Here is a 16,140-nt window from a genome sequence, read left to right on the forward strand (position 1 = left end):
AGGGCGCTGGCGGTGCTAGAACCGCACCCCCATGCTCAGCCCAAGGGAGTGGCTTTGGTCACGCTCGCCTATTTGCCCCGTGTAATCCAGGGACGCGGTAAAGTATTCGCGTGCCATCAGGGTCAGCCCGGCCTGAAGCAACAGCCCGTCGGCCTGGGGGTCGCTTGTGGCGGTGGAGAAGGCTGCCCCGGGATAGTCCTGAAAACGTGCGGTCAAGTCGGGGGAATCATTGAACTGGTGCTGCCACCCTGCGCTCAGGCGAGCGAGCAGGGAAAATTGCTCAAAGGTTAGGCGATAGTTGCCCTGCGCCCCGAGCAGTGTGGTGCTGTAGTTCTGCTCCAGGCTGTCCATGTGCAGATTAAAGGGGCCGGCGCCGTCTTCCTTGAAAGATGGCTGGTCCAGGTGCAGCCAGGTGTAGTAGCCCATGGGGCCGAAGGTGGCGTCGCCTACGGTGAAATCGTACCCGCCCCCTATACGCCCAAGCAGGGCGTGGATGTCATAAGTTGCGTCGGCCTGCTTCCCGGCAAAAGCCAATCCGCGGTGCACGCGGTTGTGCAGGTAGCCATAGCTGAACGCTCCATCCAGGTAGGCCCCCAGGTAATCTGCGCTGGCCGATACGCCCACGTGCTTGCCGTATTGCACACCGTTCAGACTGTCGCGGTCCCAGTCGATGTCGCTTGACGTGTAGGCGAACTGCGCTCCTATGGTGAGCCAGTCCAGGACACGGCCGTCCACCCCCATGGCAAAACCGCCCGTCTGCACCTCGTAGCCCATATAGTCATCTTCTGATTCAGTCTCGCTCCAGGACCCCAGCCCCTTGCCCCACACGCTCCAACGGGCGTCGGCATCGATTGGGGCGCCCGCATTGATGCCCATGGCATCGCCGGGAACTGTTGCTACAGCGGCATTGGGAGCGGCTCTGGAATCACCGCTGCGCAGCTGTTGCGCCCGGCTCATGTTCAACCTGTCCAGCAGCAGCATGGTGGTCATGGAGGTGTTGAACACGCCGAGATAGGCTTCCGGGCTGAGCTGGTCGAAAACGCGTCGGGCCTGGTCCAGATCGGTTATAAAATCAAAATTACCCAGAAACGTCGCCATATCACCCACAGCCATGGGGCGAATCGCATCCAGAGCTCCGGCAATTGCACGCCGGTTAGGGGTATCGGCCAGCTCCACATAGCTCATTGTTCTTACAGCGTTCACAGTAATGCTGTTGGCCAGGTAATTTACGCTGATATCCAACACCAAGGAGCTTTGCATCGTGTCAAACTCGCCGGAAACACCACCGTCCGCAGTGAGGATGGTCCACACCATGTTACTGGTGTCTGCCCCCTCCAAAAAAACGAGGGAGAGCGTGCCCCCGTTGATGGTGGCGGTGCCGGATATATCGATCAGGTCGCTGGTGCCGTCGGCCGCCAGTTCCGCCTGATATACTGTGCCGGCCTCGAATATGGCGTTGCCGTTGACGGTGATGGTGCCGATGGAGTGGCCCGGAGAAATGGTACCGGAATTGGTGAAAGCGCCAACGTATGTACCGTTGCCCCGCAAGGTTCCATCGTTTGTCATGTCTCCGATAAAAATATTGTCTGAGTTGAATTCTCCATAATTGAAAAGCGTACCGGTCAATTCACCATCGTTTGTATACGATCCATAATTTTGACAGTTCCCGTAATAACGCCACCATTGACAAGTGTCCCGTAGTTGTTAATGCTCGTTGTATCAAGTGCGCCTGCAACAGTAAGGGACGCATCACTGTCAATCGTGCTCTCATATGCTATGTTGAGAGTTCCTGTAATCGTGTTGTCTCCCTCTACCACTTCAAGATGTTCGAAACTGAGATATTGGTCGCCATTCTGTTCACCAGCACTTTCAAACTGCAGGGTATCATCACCGTCCTCCCCATCAATATATCCCCCTACACTGGAATGGGACTTGATGGTTACCGTATCATCCTTCATCCCAGCTTTAATACTACCAACGATTTCACCATCATTAATAATGGAATTGCCGACATCTGAGCCACTGGCATAGAACATGGAATATATACCATACACACTGCCGCCTATTTTTCCATAATTTTCAATCACATTATCGCCGCCAATAGCAGCTTCCGGGAACATATTGGCATTTCCATACACATCTCCATCAATAGTGCCATGGTTCACTATTTTACTGCCATAAATTGAATTCGATGATCCTGTGTTATACACTCCAAAGACGTCTCCATGAATTTCGTTATAATTAACAATTAAGTTACCACCCCCAGATGAACTATCGTTGGGCAAAGATGAACCATAAACATCCCATGCAGTGCCATTATTAGTGATAGTGTTAAATCCACCAAAATCACCAAAAGATGGTATCGATGCGATTATACTTCCTAAAACGATATTGTTGTTTGTCCATGTATTGCCGCTCCCATTCGGACCCCAATTCGAGGGCATGTTATTATTGTTAACAAAATCGTCAGCAAGCAACATAGACGGATTAAACGTAAAAAACACTATATAAATGATTATGAAAATTCTCACCGTGCCACCTTATGCCTTTTAGACCAGAAAACACCGCACCCCCCTTGCGGTATATATATTTATACAGAACTACTCTCCCTGAACACAGAGTACCTGCAAAATCTGCATGCCCAAATAATACGCACAGCCTTTTTTAAATATCCATTGGTTCACGATTCAATTAGTGTGTACCTACTGTATGTTAGCAAACTCATTTTCAGCCTGCAATTGCGTTCTGAATGGCAGTAAATGTGACGCCACACTTCAAGCACCATAAAACAAGACGCAACAAGCCTGATACAGACCTGTTGCGCCCCTTCACAACGTATTTCCCTATAAAATAAACAGTGCCGGTACTGTTTAAAATCGCACGCCCATGCTCAGGCCAAGGGAGTGGCTCTGGTCCCGCTCGCCAAGTTGCCCCGTATAGTCAAGGGAGGCTGTGAAGCTCTCATTCGCCACCAGGGTCAGTCCGGCCTGGAGCAGCAACCCGTCGGCCTGGGGGTCGCTTGTGGCGGTGGAGAAGGCTGCCCCGGGATAGTCCTGAAAACGTGCGGTCAAGTCGGGGGAATCATTGAACTGGTGCTGCCACCCTGCGCTCAGGCGAGCGAGCAGGGAAAATTGCTCAAAGGTTAGGCGATAGTTGCCCTGCGCCCCGAGCAGTGTGGTGCTGTAGTTCTGCTCCAGGCTGTCCATGTGCAGATTAAAGGGGCCGGCGCCGTCTTCCTTGAAAGATGGCTGGTCCAGGTGCAGCCAGGTGTAGTAGCCCATGGGGCCGAAGGTGGCGTCGCCTACGGTGAAATCGTACCCGCCCCCTATACGCCCAAGCAGGGCGTGGATGTCATAAGTTGCGTCGGCCTGCTTCCCGGCAAAAGCCAATCCGCGGTGCACGCGGTTGTGCAGGTAGCCATAGCTGAACGCTCCATCCAGGTAGGCCCCCAGGTAATCTGCGCTGGCCGATACGCCCACGTGCTTGCCGTATTGCACACCGTTCAGACTGTCGCGGTCCCAGTCGATGTCGCTTGACGTGTAGGCGAACTGCGCTCCTATGGTGAGCCAGTCCAGGACACGGCCGTCCACCCCCATGGCAAAACCGCCCGTCTGCACCTCGTAGCCCATATAGTCATCTTCTGATTCAGTCTCGCTCCAGGACCCCAGCCCCTTGCCCCACACGCTCCAACGGGCGTCGGCATCGATTGGGGCGCCCGCATTGATGCCCATGGCATCGCCGGGAGCTGTTGCTACAGCGGCATTGGGAGCGGCTCTGGAATCACCGCTGCGCAGCTGTTGCGCCCGGCTCATGTTCAACCTGTCCAGCAGCAGCATGGTGGCCATGGAGGTATTGAACACGCCGAGATAGGCTTCCGGGCTGAGCTGGTCATACACGTCTCGTATGGTTTCAAGATCGCCCACGAAATCGAGATACACGAGCAGATCGGCCATATCGCTGTTTGCCTCGTACAGAATGGCGTCCAGGGAGTTGGCGACAGCGCGTTGGTTTCTGGTAAGCGCCAGCGAACTGTAGCTGGCGACACGGGAGATGGAGAGCTGCAATGCATTGGCCGTGTAGGTGGCATCAACACGTAGCGTATGGGAGGAGAGATCATGATCCGAAAAAACGCCTGTGATTGCGGTATCGGCCGTCATCACTGTCCATTGGTAGGTCCGCAGCAGCAATTGTTTTTCAAGGTCAATGCCGAGAGTGCCCCCGTTAATGGCTATCGTGCCGGTACTGTGCAGCACATCGCTTGTACCGTCGGTATCGAGCTCGACAAACAGCCTGCTGCCGGCAGCAAAGGTCACGTCTCCATTCACTGTGAGGGTGCCTATGGAATTACCGGGGGCGATGGTTCCCTGGCTGATTACATTCCCCACCACAGTGCCCGTACCGCCTAAAACACCTTCGGACGTAACCGTCATCAGAGGGGTGGTAAGAGCGCCATTAACGGCCAAGCCGGCACTGACCGTGGAGTTGTTTGCTATGGCAAGGGATCCGGAAAGCGCAGTAAAACCAAAAGTCACCTCTAACGCTTCGAAGTTAACGAATTGACTTCCGTTCTGCGATCCGGCGTTGGAAAACTGCAGGGTATCGCTCCCTGATTCGCCATCAACACTCCCCCCGATCGTAGAGCCGGCCACAATGACAACCCGGTCGTCATCATCGCCGGCGTAGATATTACCGCCCACATAGCTGGCGTTATAGATGGTGTTGCCTGCGCCCGCAGCGCTACCGGCGCCGTCATTACAAGTCCCCCAGATATCACCGGTGACGGTGCCAAAATTCTGGATAAGGTTATTGCCCCCCGACGAGTTGGCACCGTAATTGTAGCTGCCTACGAGGTCTTCTGCGGTTCCGTAGTTGATGATGATGTTGGAGCCGCCGCTACTTCCGTCGCCAACATTATCGCTGCCCAGAATGGCGTAGGTCGTTCCCGCATTATTGGTGACGTAAGCCCCAGACAAATTGATGATGGTGTTGCCGCCGCCGCTGGAATTGACGCCCGTGTTTTCACTGCCGTAAATACCGTTGGTAACAGTTCCGCTGTTTCTGATAGTATTGCTCCCCCCACTACTACCGGCGCCGTCGTTCACTGTTCCTATGGCATTGAATGTCGTCCCTTCATTGATGACGACATTGCTCCCCCCTGTTGAGTTGGCTCCCAGATTATTACTCCCGATAAGTTCGTCTGCCTTGGCTGCACTGGTATTGCGTACGGTATTCTCCCCACCGGAAGAATTGGCACCGTTATTCAAAGTGCCGATAACTTCCAGGGCCAATCTTTCATTGGTGACACTATTCGAACCACCGCTCGCCCCATTTCCAGTATTAGTACTGCCAGTCATGTACAGAGAGGCTTCTTGCCCTCTATTGATGAGAATGTTTGACCCACCGCTTGCATTCTGAGCCGTATTTTGCACACCGTCGATTCCAAAAGCAGTTCCCGTGTTGATTATATAATTATGACCAGAAACACCATTTACTATATTATTAGTTCCACCTGCTATACCGAGAACAAAGCCACCGTTGTATACTTCATTATACATACTATAGCCACAAGTTATTGACCCTGAAACGCCACCTGTTTCTGTGACGATGATGACATCAGACCCACCTTGCGTCATGTCCACTTCACCCATGACATACCCTGTAGTCGTGTATACATCATCGTCTACAGTTCCGTACCAGTCACTATTCTTACCATCTATTGTTTCTACAGCTCCTAACGCCATATTAGAATACAAAGCAAAAATAATGACAAAAATAGAAATGAGCTTATACATGAATGGTACCTTATTCTTTGCTGGAATAACGCGACGTTCTTTCCATATACTGCACAATACGCATTTCACAGAATCAGGATCGCAAATTTTCAATGAGGCATTTCCACTTAAGAATGTATCAAACGGGTAATCAAATTCAGACGGGGGTGCAATTACCTTTTTCGCAGTTTTATGCATTATTCACAGTTTTTACCGGAAAAATGCAACAGTCATTGTTGCGACAGGACATGCTCCCTATTCCAGTAAGTCCGGCTGCTCACAAAACAATGAGAGCCCCTTGCGGGGCCCTCATGCAACTATACTAAAAAAGAAGGAAACAAAAAGATTAGTTTGTTGCTTCAGGCTTCATCTTTTTGGCGCGTTTTGCTTCTCTTTTGGTTTTGCGAAGGGCCTTTTTGCGTATGCGTCTGGCAGTCATGCTTTCCGCCAGAGAGCAGAGCACAGGCACGACCACCAGGGTCAAAAGCGTGGCCACGGCCAAACCAAAGATCACGGCAACGGCCATGGGGCCCCACCATTGTGAAGACTCACCCCCCACGTCCCATTGCAGGCCTATGAAATCGTAGCTGATGCCTGTTGCCATGGGCAACAGTCCCAAAACAGTCGTTATGGCCGTCAACATCACGGGACGAAAGCGCGTAAGGCCCGTGCGCACCAGGGCGTCGCGCACCTCCATGCCTTCCGCCTTCAGCTGGTTGAAGTAGTCGATGAGCACAATGGCGTTGTTCACCACCACCCCGGCAAGGGAAATGACCCCGACACCGGTCATTATCACGCCAAAAGCCGTCCCTGTGACCAGGAGCCCCAGGAATACGCCGATGAGTGAGAGGGCCACGGACGTAATGATGATGAAGGGTGTGACAAACGAATTGAACTGCGTAACCAGAACCAGGAAGATAATGAACACAGCGGCTACGAATGCCTTGCCCAGAAACGCCTGGGCCTTTGCCTGTTCCTGCTGCTCACCTGTAAAGGCGTAGGAGTACCCCCTGGGCCAGGCGATGTCCTGCAGGCGTCTTTGGATGACAGGAATGACATCGTTGGCCAAAACCCCTGTCGCCACATCGGCGGAGATGGTCACCACACGTTTCTGATCGATGCGGTTGATGCCGCCAAGGCCGCTGCTCACCCGCACATTCGCCAAGGATGTCAATGGGATAGGTTCGCCATTGGGGCCAGACACGGTGAGCCGTTGCAGGGCCTTTACCGACTGCCTGTCTTCTTCGGGCAGTTTGGCAATAATGTCGTACTCGTCCTTGCCCTCCCGGTAGACGCCCACCTTTGCGCCATTGATGGCGGTTTTCACCGTAAAGGCCACCTGGTAGGTATCCAGGCCCATGATGGCGGCCTTTTCCTTGTCCACATCCACGGTGATCTCGGGCTTGCCGGAAACAAAGTTGTCCTTGATGTCCACCAGGCCCGGAATATCTTCCATGCGCTTGCGAATATCCTGGGCAAGCTGCCCCAGCTCGTGGATGTCCTTGCCATAGATTTCCAGGTTTACGGGCTTGCCTGTAGGCGGTCCTTCCTCTTCCTTTTCCACCTGGACCTCTGCGCCTTTTATGCGCGCGGCCAGCTTTTCCCGCATTTCCGCCATAATTGCCGAAGAAGGCCGAGAGCGGTCGTGCAGGTCCTTGAATATCAAGGTAACGCTGGAAAGATGCGTGCCGCCGCCACCTTGAGCAAAGGTATCCCCCGCAGATTTGCCCGGGTTGGCGATCACGTGCTCGATGTCCGGATACTGCATGGCCAGTTCTTCCACCTGGGCCACCAGCTTGTCGGAAGTCTCCAGGTTGGTGCCCACAGCTGCCTTCACCGTGACATACGCGCGCTTGGGCTCCACGTCAGGAAAGAATTCCACGCCCTTGCCGAACTTGCCGAAGCAAACCGCAGAAGCCACAAGCAAGGCAAAGGCAAAAAGCACCGTCAGAATCCTGTGCCTGAGAGACCAGAGCAAAAGCCCCTTGTACATCCGCTTGGTAAAGGAAAGGTTGCCCCCATCCACAGCACCCGTAAAATTCGATCCCGTTTTCACGGTCTGCCATCTGGCGGAAAGCACAGGGTTCACCACCAAGGCCACAAACAAGGAGCCGAACAGGGACAAAATCACTGTCTTGGGCAAAAAGGACATGAACTCGCCCATGATGCCGGGCCAGAAAATCATGGGCAAAAATGCGCCTACAGTGGTCAGGGTGGAGGTAATAACAGGCCAGGCCACTTCGTCCGCCCCAATCATGGCCGCGTCCCACCTGCTTTTCCCCTCCTGCATGTGGCGGTAGATGTTCTCCACAATGACGATGCCGTTGTCCACCAGCATGCCCAGCGCCAGGGTCAGGGAAAACAGCACCACCATGTTCAGCGTGATGCCGAACACAGACAGCAAGGCAAAGGTTATCAGCATGGACAAGGGAATGGCCGACGCAACAAACAAAGCGGAGCGCCCCCCAATGAAAACCAGCACCACGGCAAGCACCAGAAGCAGACCCGAAAGGATGTTGTTCTCCAGATCCTTGACCATCAACCGGATGTCGTCCGACTGGTCCGCCGTCAGATCAATCTCCAGATTCGGCGGAAACAAGGGGCGCATTTCCTCCACTTCACGCTTCAATTCATCCGTGATGGCGATGATATTTTCACCGCTGCGCTTCTTGATCTGCAGCGTCACGCTCTGACGTCCGTCGATGCGGCTCTTGCTGTCCGGGTCCTTGTTGGCGTCCTTAATCACTGCAACATCGCGCAGATACACGGGCTTGCCGTCCCGCACAAACACCACGATATTGTCTATTTCCGCCGGATTCTGAAAATCCTCGGGCACGCGCACCTGGTACCGCGCCTCGCCGATATCCATGTTGCCGCCGGGCATATTCACGTTGCCCTGCGAAAGGGCGGTGATCACACTCTGCACAGGCATATTGTAGAATTCCACCCGGTCCAGATCGAAAAGCACGTGGATTTCACGCTCCAGACCGCCAACGATCTCTGCGTCCAGCACACCCTGGATGCCTTCGAAACGGTCCTCGAAATCCTCGGCAAAGGTTTTCAAACGCTTCAGGCTGAATGGTCCGGAGAGCACCACATTGATAATCGGAATGTCGGAAAAGTTGGCTTCGGTGATGACCGGATCGTCCTCCAGTTCCGGGGGCAGATCCTGCTTGGACTGGTCCACCTTGTCGCGAACCTTTTGCAGGGCGTCGTCAATATCCACCGCTGGCAGGAACTTGATGGCAATGAACGAACTGCCGTCATCAGAAATGGAGCGAATCTCCTCCACGTCCGAAAGCCCCTTGAGCTTGCGTTCGATGGGTATGGTGATCAGCGTTTCCATATCTTCCGGCGCCACACCTTCATAGGTCGTGGTCACGAAGATATAGGGTATGGTGATGTCGGGGGAGGATTCGCGCGGCAATGTGGCGTAGCTGTAGGCGCCGGCAATGATGATGAACAACAGAAGCACCAGCACGGTGCTCTGCCGTTTTACGGCGGCGTGGTTGATGATCATTTCGTAGTCACCGCCATGCCTTCTTCCACCTGATTCTGCCCCGCGATTATAAGCGCATCGCCTATTTCCAGCCCCTTCAGAATCTGTATGCGGTCACGATCGATGACTCCAAGCTCCACCTGGCGAGCCTTTGCAATGCCGTCCTCAACCACATACACCATCTGCTCGCCCCCCCTGTCCAAAACGGCAAACAGCGGCGCCGTCAGCGCGTCGGGGATCAGCCGTCGCAAAAAGCGAACGCGTGCTATCATGCCGGGGCGTATACGCTTATCGGCATTGTCCACCACTATCCGCGCCTTGAATGTCTTGGTGGCGGGGTCGGCCTTGTGCGCCACAAAATCTATTTCACCAGTCCAGCGTTCCTCAGGGTACGCGTCCACGGTAACACGGGTCTTGTCGCCCTTTTTAATGTAGCGCACATCCATTTCCGGCACGTTCACATTGATGCGCAACGTTTCTATGTTCACCAGAGAAATCACGGGATCGCCCTGCTTCACGTATTCGCCGGGATCCACAATCACATCCTCAACGCTGCCCCCAATGGGTGAGCGCACAATCCCCTGCTCATACTCCACCTTGGCGGTGCGCATAACGCTTTCGGTCTTCAACACCTCTGTCTCGGCCTGGTCCAGCTCCTCCTGAGAAAGCACGCGGTCCGCAAACAGCGTACGCCTGCGCTTGACCGTGGCCATGGCCAGATCATACTCGGCCTGGGCGCGGTCCAAGGCCGCACTCAGCACGGCCAGATCGATCTTGACCAGCACCTCGCCCTTTTTCACCTGGTCCCCTTCTGTAGGGCCAATCCACTCCACCCTGCCAGCACGCTCGGAAGAAAGCGTTACGTCATGCAGCGCCTCAGTCTGCCCCGGCAAGGTGAGAATATCGCGCAGTGCACGGGGCGCCACGTTCTCCACCTCTACCAGCACCTCCTTGCGCGCAGCACGGGCAGGAGCAGCCGACGTAGTGTCCTGGGCAGCCACTTCGCTTTTCTTGTCATCATCCGCGCCATTGGCCTGCCCACATCCGGAAACGCTTCCTGCGAACAGAAAGGCCAACAGCATATACGCCACTATATTACGAGACATGTCACATCCTTTTCTCCGGTGAACAACGCATCACACACCGTCTATTTATCCATACAAGCGTCCGCAGTATTTACGGACATTACACTAGGCAGCGCCTTCCTGTGAGGACGCCTCGGCTTCCCCTTCCAACACGGCCCGTATCCCTCCAAGGGTAAAACGGGTCACGTGGCGGGCCAGCCGGTCCACATCCTCCGGCCCCTCGTAGAGACCGGTGCGCATTCTATCCAGTATGGGGCGCGTAAAGAAATAATGCAGACACTGCCCCAAAACACTGGCGCTGCACGCAAGAAACACCTTTTCGTTGATATCTTCGCCAAGAATCTCGCGCAGGATTTCCCACAGCTCACGCACGCTGGGGCGAATATACCATTCCACCAGATCGTCCAAAAACGGCGAAGGCGTCACCATCGCCTCGGACAACAACCGACTCTGGCGTTCGAAGTCATCTCCTCCGCCCAACAGGACCCTGTGCATGAGACTAGATATGTAGGCATGCAGCCGCTCTTCGGGAGTTGCGTTTTCCCCCAGTCCCATGTTCTGCGGATAGCGCTGCATTCCCTCCAGCACCAGGGCGTCGAGCACGGCTTTGTAAACGCCGTCCTTGTCGCTGAAATGATAGTGCACTGCTGCGACATTGGCCCCTGCGCGGCTGCAAATCTCCCGTATGGTGGCCTTGGCAAAACCACGCTCCAGAAAGACCTCCCGGGCCGCCTGCAGTATACGCTCTCGCGTATTGTGGTTGTTATCCTCACCATTCGCGTGGTCGCCATGGCCTACGCCGCTCGCGCCATTCTCCTGGTCAGGCATCCTGCCCGTTCCCTGTCCTGCTTTCATCATCCGTCAAATACCCTCGGAACTGTAAACTTGTTTTAATCGATGTTTGAATCGTCGATTTAATCACCGTTTGAATCCATGTCAACACCAATATTTGTGCCCTGCAGCAGGTATTCAGGCATACCTTTTCTTGTCTCAGCCTTCTATGTCTGGTATCGAAAAGTTCGATAAAACACATGCTTTAGCCAGGAAACAGCACAGAACGCCTGAAGCAAGCCAATGCTCGCAGTGGGGATGCCATGGAGACGGACGCTCCAACCAATGACCGGAAAAAAAACAAGGACCTGAAACCTGTAGCGCTAGGGCGCGTGGGGCAAGGGCTGGAGCAAGAGCTCCTGGCCATGACCAAGGGGTGTACCTCCTGCAAAAAATGCCTGAAGGACTGCGCCTTTTTGCGCACCTATGGCACCCCGCTGGAAATCGCTTTGCGTTTTGATCCTGACAATCCGGAAAATCTTGCCATGCCCTTTGCCTGCCATCTGTGCGGCTTATGCAGCGCACAGTGCAAGTTCGGGGCAACCCCTGCCAAAATGTTCCTGGAAATGCGGCGCGAGGCGGTTCGTCGCTGGGGTGGCCCTTTGCCGCAGCATAAACGCATTCTTGGCTACGAAGCGCGGGGGGCTTCACCACGTTTCAGCCTGTGCGCCCTGCCCGAGGCGTGCGATACGGTGTTCTTTCCCGGCTGCACCCTGCCGGGGGCCAAGCCATTGCTCTTCAACAGCCTGCATCAGTGGCTGGAAAGTCACATCCCCAGCCTGGGGGTAGTTCTGGATTGCTGCGCCAAGCCATCCCACGACCTGGGGCTGGAGCAGATTTTCTCACCCCGTTTTCAGGCGTTACGGGAAATGCTCCTGGAGCAGGGCGTTCGCAGGGTCCTCACGGCCTGCCCGAACTGCTACAAGGTCTTTTCACAGTACGGGTCCCCCCTGGAAGTACGCATGGTCTATGAACTGTTGCGTGATAAATGGAAGCCTGAAAAGCAGGTCGACGGCACTGTCTGCGTCCACGACCCCTGCCCCCTGCGGGAGCGCCCCAGCACGCCGGAAGCAGTGCGAGAGCTCATCACGACCATGGGGCTGGAGCTCCAGAGCATGCCGCACCAGGGTGAAAAAACCGTATGCTGTGGCGAAGGCGGCTCAGTGAGTCACATGATGCCGGAATTTGCAGAAAACTGGACCATGCTGCGCGAGCAGGAAGCCATGGGGCGCCCGGTCATCGCCTATTGCGCCGGGTGTACGCTTTTTCTCAAGCGCCGCATGGAGGCGCACCATATCCTGGACCTGCTCTTTTTCCCGGAAAAGACAATGGCCGGCAAGGAGCGCACATCCCGCGCCCCCTTCACCTATCTGAACCGGCTACGCATCAAGGCGGCGCTCAAAAAACGCCCCAAGTTCTCACGATTTCCCGTAAAAAAGAACGCAAACGACCAGGAAACATAGCAAGGGGCGGTTTCAATCGCTCCCGCTTTTGCGGGCCTTTTTTATCGCCTTGCCAAACACGCCCCTGTCCATGGCATTGATAAAAACCACCCAGGAGCGTTGCCACGCGCTCTGCATATCGTCCTCGCGCAGCAGCAGTGTCACCACCCGGTCAGACCCTTTCACCCTGAAAAATGCAGACGTAGCATTATAGGAATCCTTGATCTCCGGCTTGCCCAACTGTTCGGTAAACCGCTGCCTAAGCGTATCAAAGACCTGTTTTGCTGCGGCCTCGTCCTTGTGCATGGCGACGGCAGAGACATCCACCACGGTAGCGCTCCCGCCTTTGCCAAACGGGGCAGTACGCACCTGGTACAATTCAAATCCCTGCTCCGGTTCAGGGGGCGTAATGCTGTAGCGCGTAAACAAAGGAGAAGCCTCTTCCGCAGCCATTATTTCCCCTTCCCCGCAGACAGCGCACGGGGCATCCAGGGGCACGCCAAAAAGACCGTCCACGCTACTGCCCCACGCAGACCCTGCCGGCAGACAAAAAAGAATCAACAACACCATCCGCCACAACCATTGGACTTTCATTGCTTCTCCCCGTTGCAACAGCATCATAAAAACGCAGCCAGCAGCCCCAGGACTGTAAGCGCCCCTCCCATACACCAGGCCAGAGGCTGCGGCGTAAAGTCAGCTTCCCATGCTTCAGGGGCGTCCTGCCCGCGTACAGCCAGAGCTACGGTCTGTTTCCAGGTGTTCTGGGCAAGAACCCGCAAGCATGTCTGCGCCATAAGCCCCAGCCGCACCCACACGCTCCGCTTTGGGGCGCGCAATCTGTCCATTCGCTTCACGGCCAGCAATGTGTTCAGGGTCTGGGGGAGGTAGTGAACCATCAATGACATGGCCAGGGCGGTCTGCCACGCCCTCTCCCGCAACAGGGGGCGCATTCCCCACGCCATGGCCAGCCCAAGCTGCCTGGTGGAACTACTCATGGCCACGCCCAGCCCCAACAGCAGCAACAGCAGCAGGCGCGCACCAAGCACTCCACCTTGTTGCAGGGCGGCGCCCAGGGGCGCCCCTTCCCAATACGCCATGCCGCACGCGGCAAGGGTCCAGAAAAAAGCAAAGCTCGCGCCGGCAAGCACTAACGTCCAGTTCAAACGGTCCTGCGCCCTGAAAAAAAGATGCAACACTGCCAGCATACATGCAAAAAACACCAACCCCAGCGTGCCGGAATACCAGATGCAGACACCCAACACCAGGGAAGTCAGCAACTTGACCCTGGGGTCGGATTCACGCAAGGCGCGCCCCAATTTTTTGCCACCGCCGCGCGGGGCAAGTGCAGTTATATTGTCCACTAGGTCTTCACGGTCATTCATGACTTGCATAGTTTCCACGGATACTCTAAAAAAGTTCTGGAGAAAAACTCACGTTATGCGTAGACAGGGTTATGCATCCATCAGATAAAGACGGCAAGGGGCGCCCCATCATATCGCGAAATTTAGAAATTCTGGGTTTCGAGCCCGGCAGTCCTTGTCATCTGCCCATGTACCTGGCCACAGTGGCCGCCGGCTTTCCCTCCCCTGCAGATGATTTCATCGACAAGACACTCGATCTCAACGAACACCTGATATCACATCCGGAAGCAACCTTTTTTGTTCGCGTCTGCGGTGATTCCATGCGCGATGCAGGGCTGCACACGGGTGATATTCTCATCGTGGACAGGGCGCTGGAGCCGACAAACAACCGCATCGTCATTGCTGCGCTGGACGGCGAACTCACGGTGAAGCGTATCAGAAAACAGGGGGAGAGGCTGTTTCTTGCCCCCGAACACCCGGACTATGACGCCATCGAGGTGACCGCCGAGGCAAGCTTCGAAGTCTGGGGCGTGGTTACCCACGTAATCCATAAGGTCTGAGTCCCTGCTGGACAAAAGACTGCTATTGCCGGCCGTTTTCTCCCTAAATGCACGGGGCGGCCATCGCCAGGAAAAAGATTATAGAGCCCTTTGATACGGGCAAGAACGAGAGAGGACACCATGGCACTGCGCGCGCAACATATTTTGTACCCCACGCTGGCCCTGATGTTGGCGACTCTTTTGGTTGGCTGCGTAAAGCCAAAATCGCCCACGCCCCCTGAAATTACGACCGACCAGGAGCGTGTAGGGGACGCGCTTTTCCAAAAGGGCAACTTTCAAAAGGCCATCGAACACTATGATCTGGCCCTGAAGGACGGCGCCGACATCGCTTCGGTCTCCTACCGCAAGGGATACGCCTACTTTGCCCAGGACCAATGGGAAACCGCACTGGAGCAATTCAAGGCAGCCATACAAGCCAGCCCTGAACTTGCCATTGCCTACGAGGGCGCAGGCATGTCCGCCTTTCAAATCGGCAAGCTCGACGATGCCGTGCGCTACTTTGAAGAAACCCGCGAACTCGCACCCAAACACTGGGTTCCCTACGCATTTCTGGCAGCCATTTATCATGTGCGGGGCAAGACCGAACTTGCCAAGGAACTGCATGACAAAGCGCTGGACCTGGGGGGTAAAAAAAAGGAAAAACTGGTCGTATCCACTTTGCGCGACGCCCATGCTCGCGCCAGCAAAATGACCCCCGCCGTTCTCGACCCCGAGAACAAGGAAGCCGCCACGGCCGTTACCGAATCTCCCAAGCCCGAGACAGCACAGGAAGAAGACAAGGCCAAGGACTCAGACGCGGTAGCGGAGCAGGACATTGCACCCCCGGCAAATGCAGAAGCCACCCCGGCTGCCGACCAGTCTGCCGACCAGTCAGTTGACGAGTCTGCCGGCCAGCCTGACACAGAGAAGGGTGCAGAAGCCCCTGACGCCAAGGCGTCCGAAAAGGCGGCGCCGGAAGAAAAGAGCTCTGAAATCCCCAATGCCGCTCAGGCAGATAAAGCCCCGGCAAGTGAAACAACGACGCCAGACGCAAACACTGCAAACGAGGAGCAGACTGCCGCCCCTGAAGCGGACAAAGCCCAAACCACGGCGGAAAAGCAGCCGACCATAGAGGAACTGGCCGCCAAACATGCGGCGGAAGATGACAAAGAGGCCTTGAAATCGCCTCCCGTTGTGGCGCCGGGCCCAGGGGAGAAAACCGATCTGGGCACGGTGGATGCCCTGCCGGCCGGGGCCACCCGCTTCACCATCCTTGAAAGCTCATGGCAAACCAAGGGGCAGGCGGACTCCCGGGTTACCGACCTGCGCCAAAAAGGGCTTTCGGCCTATACCGCTTCAGTCAATCTCGGCTCCCGCGGCATCTGGCACAGGGTGCTTTTCGGCCCCTTTGCAGATCTCAAGTCAGCCCGCGCAGCCAAGGAGCGCCTGATCCAGACCTATAACTTCACCGACATGATCATCCTGCAGCAAAAGAACTGACCCTGCCACAAAGCCGGGAATGCGCCTGCATTTCCGGCTTTTTTATACCCCATACAAAAACGGCCAGGCGTGGCATCCGCCTGCCGCGCCCCTTTGTCGAGAGACAATGCTT

At 55.5% G+C, this 16,140-nt stretch carries 11 protein-coding genes; 3 read left to right on the top strand and 8 right to left on the bottom strand.

Features of this window, described 5'->3' with window-relative positions; genetic code table 11:
* Positions 1 to 15: 15 nt before the first annotated feature.
* The 6 genes from ACZ5EH_RS04245 to ACZ5EH_RS04270 form a co-directional block, all read right to left on the bottom strand.
* Entirely contained in the window at positions 16 to 1,566 is a 1,551-nt protein-coding gene (locus ACZ5EH_RS04245) for an autotransporter outer membrane beta-barrel domain-containing protein (RefSeq protein ID WP_464276893.1), read from the bottom strand.
* A gap of 56 nt (positions 1,567 to 1,622) precedes the next feature.
* Positions 1,623 to 2,531, bottom strand: coding sequence for a hypothetical protein (locus tag ACZ5EH_RS04250; RefSeq protein ID WP_464276894.1), 909 nt, complete (start codon positions 2,529 to 2,531; stop codon positions 1,623 to 1,625).
* 339 nt (positions 2,532 to 2,870) lie between these two features.
* Complete coding sequence (locus tag ACZ5EH_RS04255) at positions 2,871 to 5,354, bottom strand: autotransporter outer membrane beta-barrel domain-containing protein (RefSeq protein WP_464276895.1); 2,484 nt, start codon at positions 5,352 to 5,354, stop codon at positions 2,871 to 2,873.
* Positions 5,355 to 6,117: 763 nt separating this feature from the next.
* Entirely contained in the window at positions 6,118 to 9,291 is a 3,174-nt protein-coding gene (locus ACZ5EH_RS04260) for an efflux RND transporter permease subunit (RefSeq protein ID WP_464276896.1), read from the bottom strand.
* Positions 9,288 to 10,376 carry an efflux RND transporter periplasmic adaptor subunit gene (locus ACZ5EH_RS04265; protein ID WP_464276897.1) on the bottom strand — a complete coding sequence of 363 codons (1,089 nt, stop codon included), beginning with the start codon at positions 10,374 to 10,376 and terminating at the stop codon, positions 9,288 to 9,290. The genes ACZ5EH_RS04260 and ACZ5EH_RS04265 overlap by 4 nt, the downstream gene beginning before the upstream one ends.
* Positions 10,377 to 10,460: 84 nt before the next feature.
* Complete coding sequence (locus tag ACZ5EH_RS04270; RefSeq protein WP_464276898.1) at positions 10,461 to 11,213, bottom strand: TetR/AcrR family transcriptional regulator; 753 nt, start codon at positions 11,211 to 11,213, stop codon at positions 10,461 to 10,463.
* 236 nt (positions 11,214 to 11,449) lie between these two features.
* Between ACZ5EH_RS04270 and ACZ5EH_RS04275 the strand changes: the two genes are divergently transcribed.
* Positions 11,450 to 12,649 carry a heterodisulfide reductase-related iron-sulfur binding cluster gene (locus tag ACZ5EH_RS04275; protein ID WP_464276899.1) on the top strand — a complete coding sequence of 400 codons (1,200 nt, stop codon included), beginning with the start codon at positions 11,450 to 11,452 and terminating at the stop codon, positions 12,647 to 12,649.
* Between the two features lie 12 nt (positions 12,650 to 12,661).
* On the opposite strand, the gene ACZ5EH_RS04280 is transcribed toward ACZ5EH_RS04275, so the two are convergent.
* Positions 12,662 to 13,222, bottom strand: a complete 561-nt coding sequence (locus tag ACZ5EH_RS04280) for a hypothetical protein (RefSeq protein ID WP_464276900.1) — start codon at positions 13,220 to 13,222, stop codon at positions 12,662 to 12,664.
* Positions 13,223 to 13,245: 23 nt separating this feature from the next.
* On the bottom strand, positions 13,246 to 14,028 hold the full coding sequence (locus ACZ5EH_RS04285) for a cobalt transporter (protein WP_464276901.1): 783 nt from the start codon (positions 14,026 to 14,028) through the stop codon (positions 13,246 to 13,248).
* 53 nt (positions 14,029 to 14,081) lie between these two features.
* On the opposite strand from ACZ5EH_RS04285, the gene ACZ5EH_RS04290 reads away from it, so the two are divergent.
* Together ACZ5EH_RS04290 and ACZ5EH_RS04295 are read left to right on the top strand one after the other, a co-directional pair.
* The gene (locus ACZ5EH_RS04290; protein WP_464276902.1) at positions 14,082 to 14,549 is read left to right on the top strand and encodes a LexA family protein; all 468 of its coding nucleotides are present in this window, start codon (positions 14,082 to 14,084) and stop codon (positions 14,547 to 14,549) included.
* A 120-nt stretch (positions 14,550 to 14,669) separates the two neighbouring features.
* Entirely contained in the window at positions 14,670 to 16,028 is a 1,359-nt protein-coding gene (locus ACZ5EH_RS04295) for an SPOR domain-containing protein (protein ID WP_464276903.1), read from the top strand.
* Positions 16,029 to 16,140: the final 112 nt, after the last annotated feature.

The sequence above is a fragment of the Desulfovibrio biadhensis genome (assembly GCF_055388615.1).

Excerpts from the sequence above, each read along its gene's own strand:
- ACZ5EH_RS04245 (WP_464276893.1), bottom strand. The coding sequence starts at position 1,566 with ATGACAAACGATGGAACCTTGCGGGGCAACGGTACATACGTTGGCGCT.
- ACZ5EH_RS04255 (WP_464276895.1), bottom strand. The coding sequence starts at position 5,354 with ATGACTGGCAGTACTAATACTGGAAATGGGGCGAGCGGTGGTTCGAAT.
- ACZ5EH_RS04260 (WP_464276896.1), bottom strand. The coding sequence starts at position 9,291 with ATGATCATCAACCACGCCGCCGTAAAACGGCAGAGCACCGTGCTGGTG.
- ACZ5EH_RS04265 (WP_464276897.1), bottom strand. The coding sequence starts at position 10,376 with ATGTCTCGTAATATAGTGGCGTATATGCTGTTGGCCTTTCTGTTCGCA.
- ACZ5EH_RS04270 (WP_464276898.1), bottom strand. The coding sequence starts at position 11,213 with ATGATGAAAGCAGGACAGGGAACGGGCAGGATGCCTGACCAGGAGAAT.
- ACZ5EH_RS04275 (WP_464276899.1), top strand. The coding sequence starts at position 11,450 with ATGGAGACGGACGCTCCAACCAATGACCGGAAAAAAAACAAGGACCTG.
- ACZ5EH_RS04280 (WP_464276900.1), bottom strand. The coding sequence starts at position 13,222 with ATGAAAGTCCAATGGTTGTGGCGGATGGTGTTGTTGATTCTTTTTTGT.
- ACZ5EH_RS04290 (WP_464276902.1), top strand. The coding sequence starts at position 14,082 with ATGCATCCATCAGATAAAGACGGCAAGGGGCGCCCCATCATATCGCGA.
- ACZ5EH_RS04295 (WP_464276903.1), top strand. The coding sequence starts at position 14,670 with ATGGCACTGCGCGCGCAACATATTTTGTACCCCACGCTGGCCCTGATG.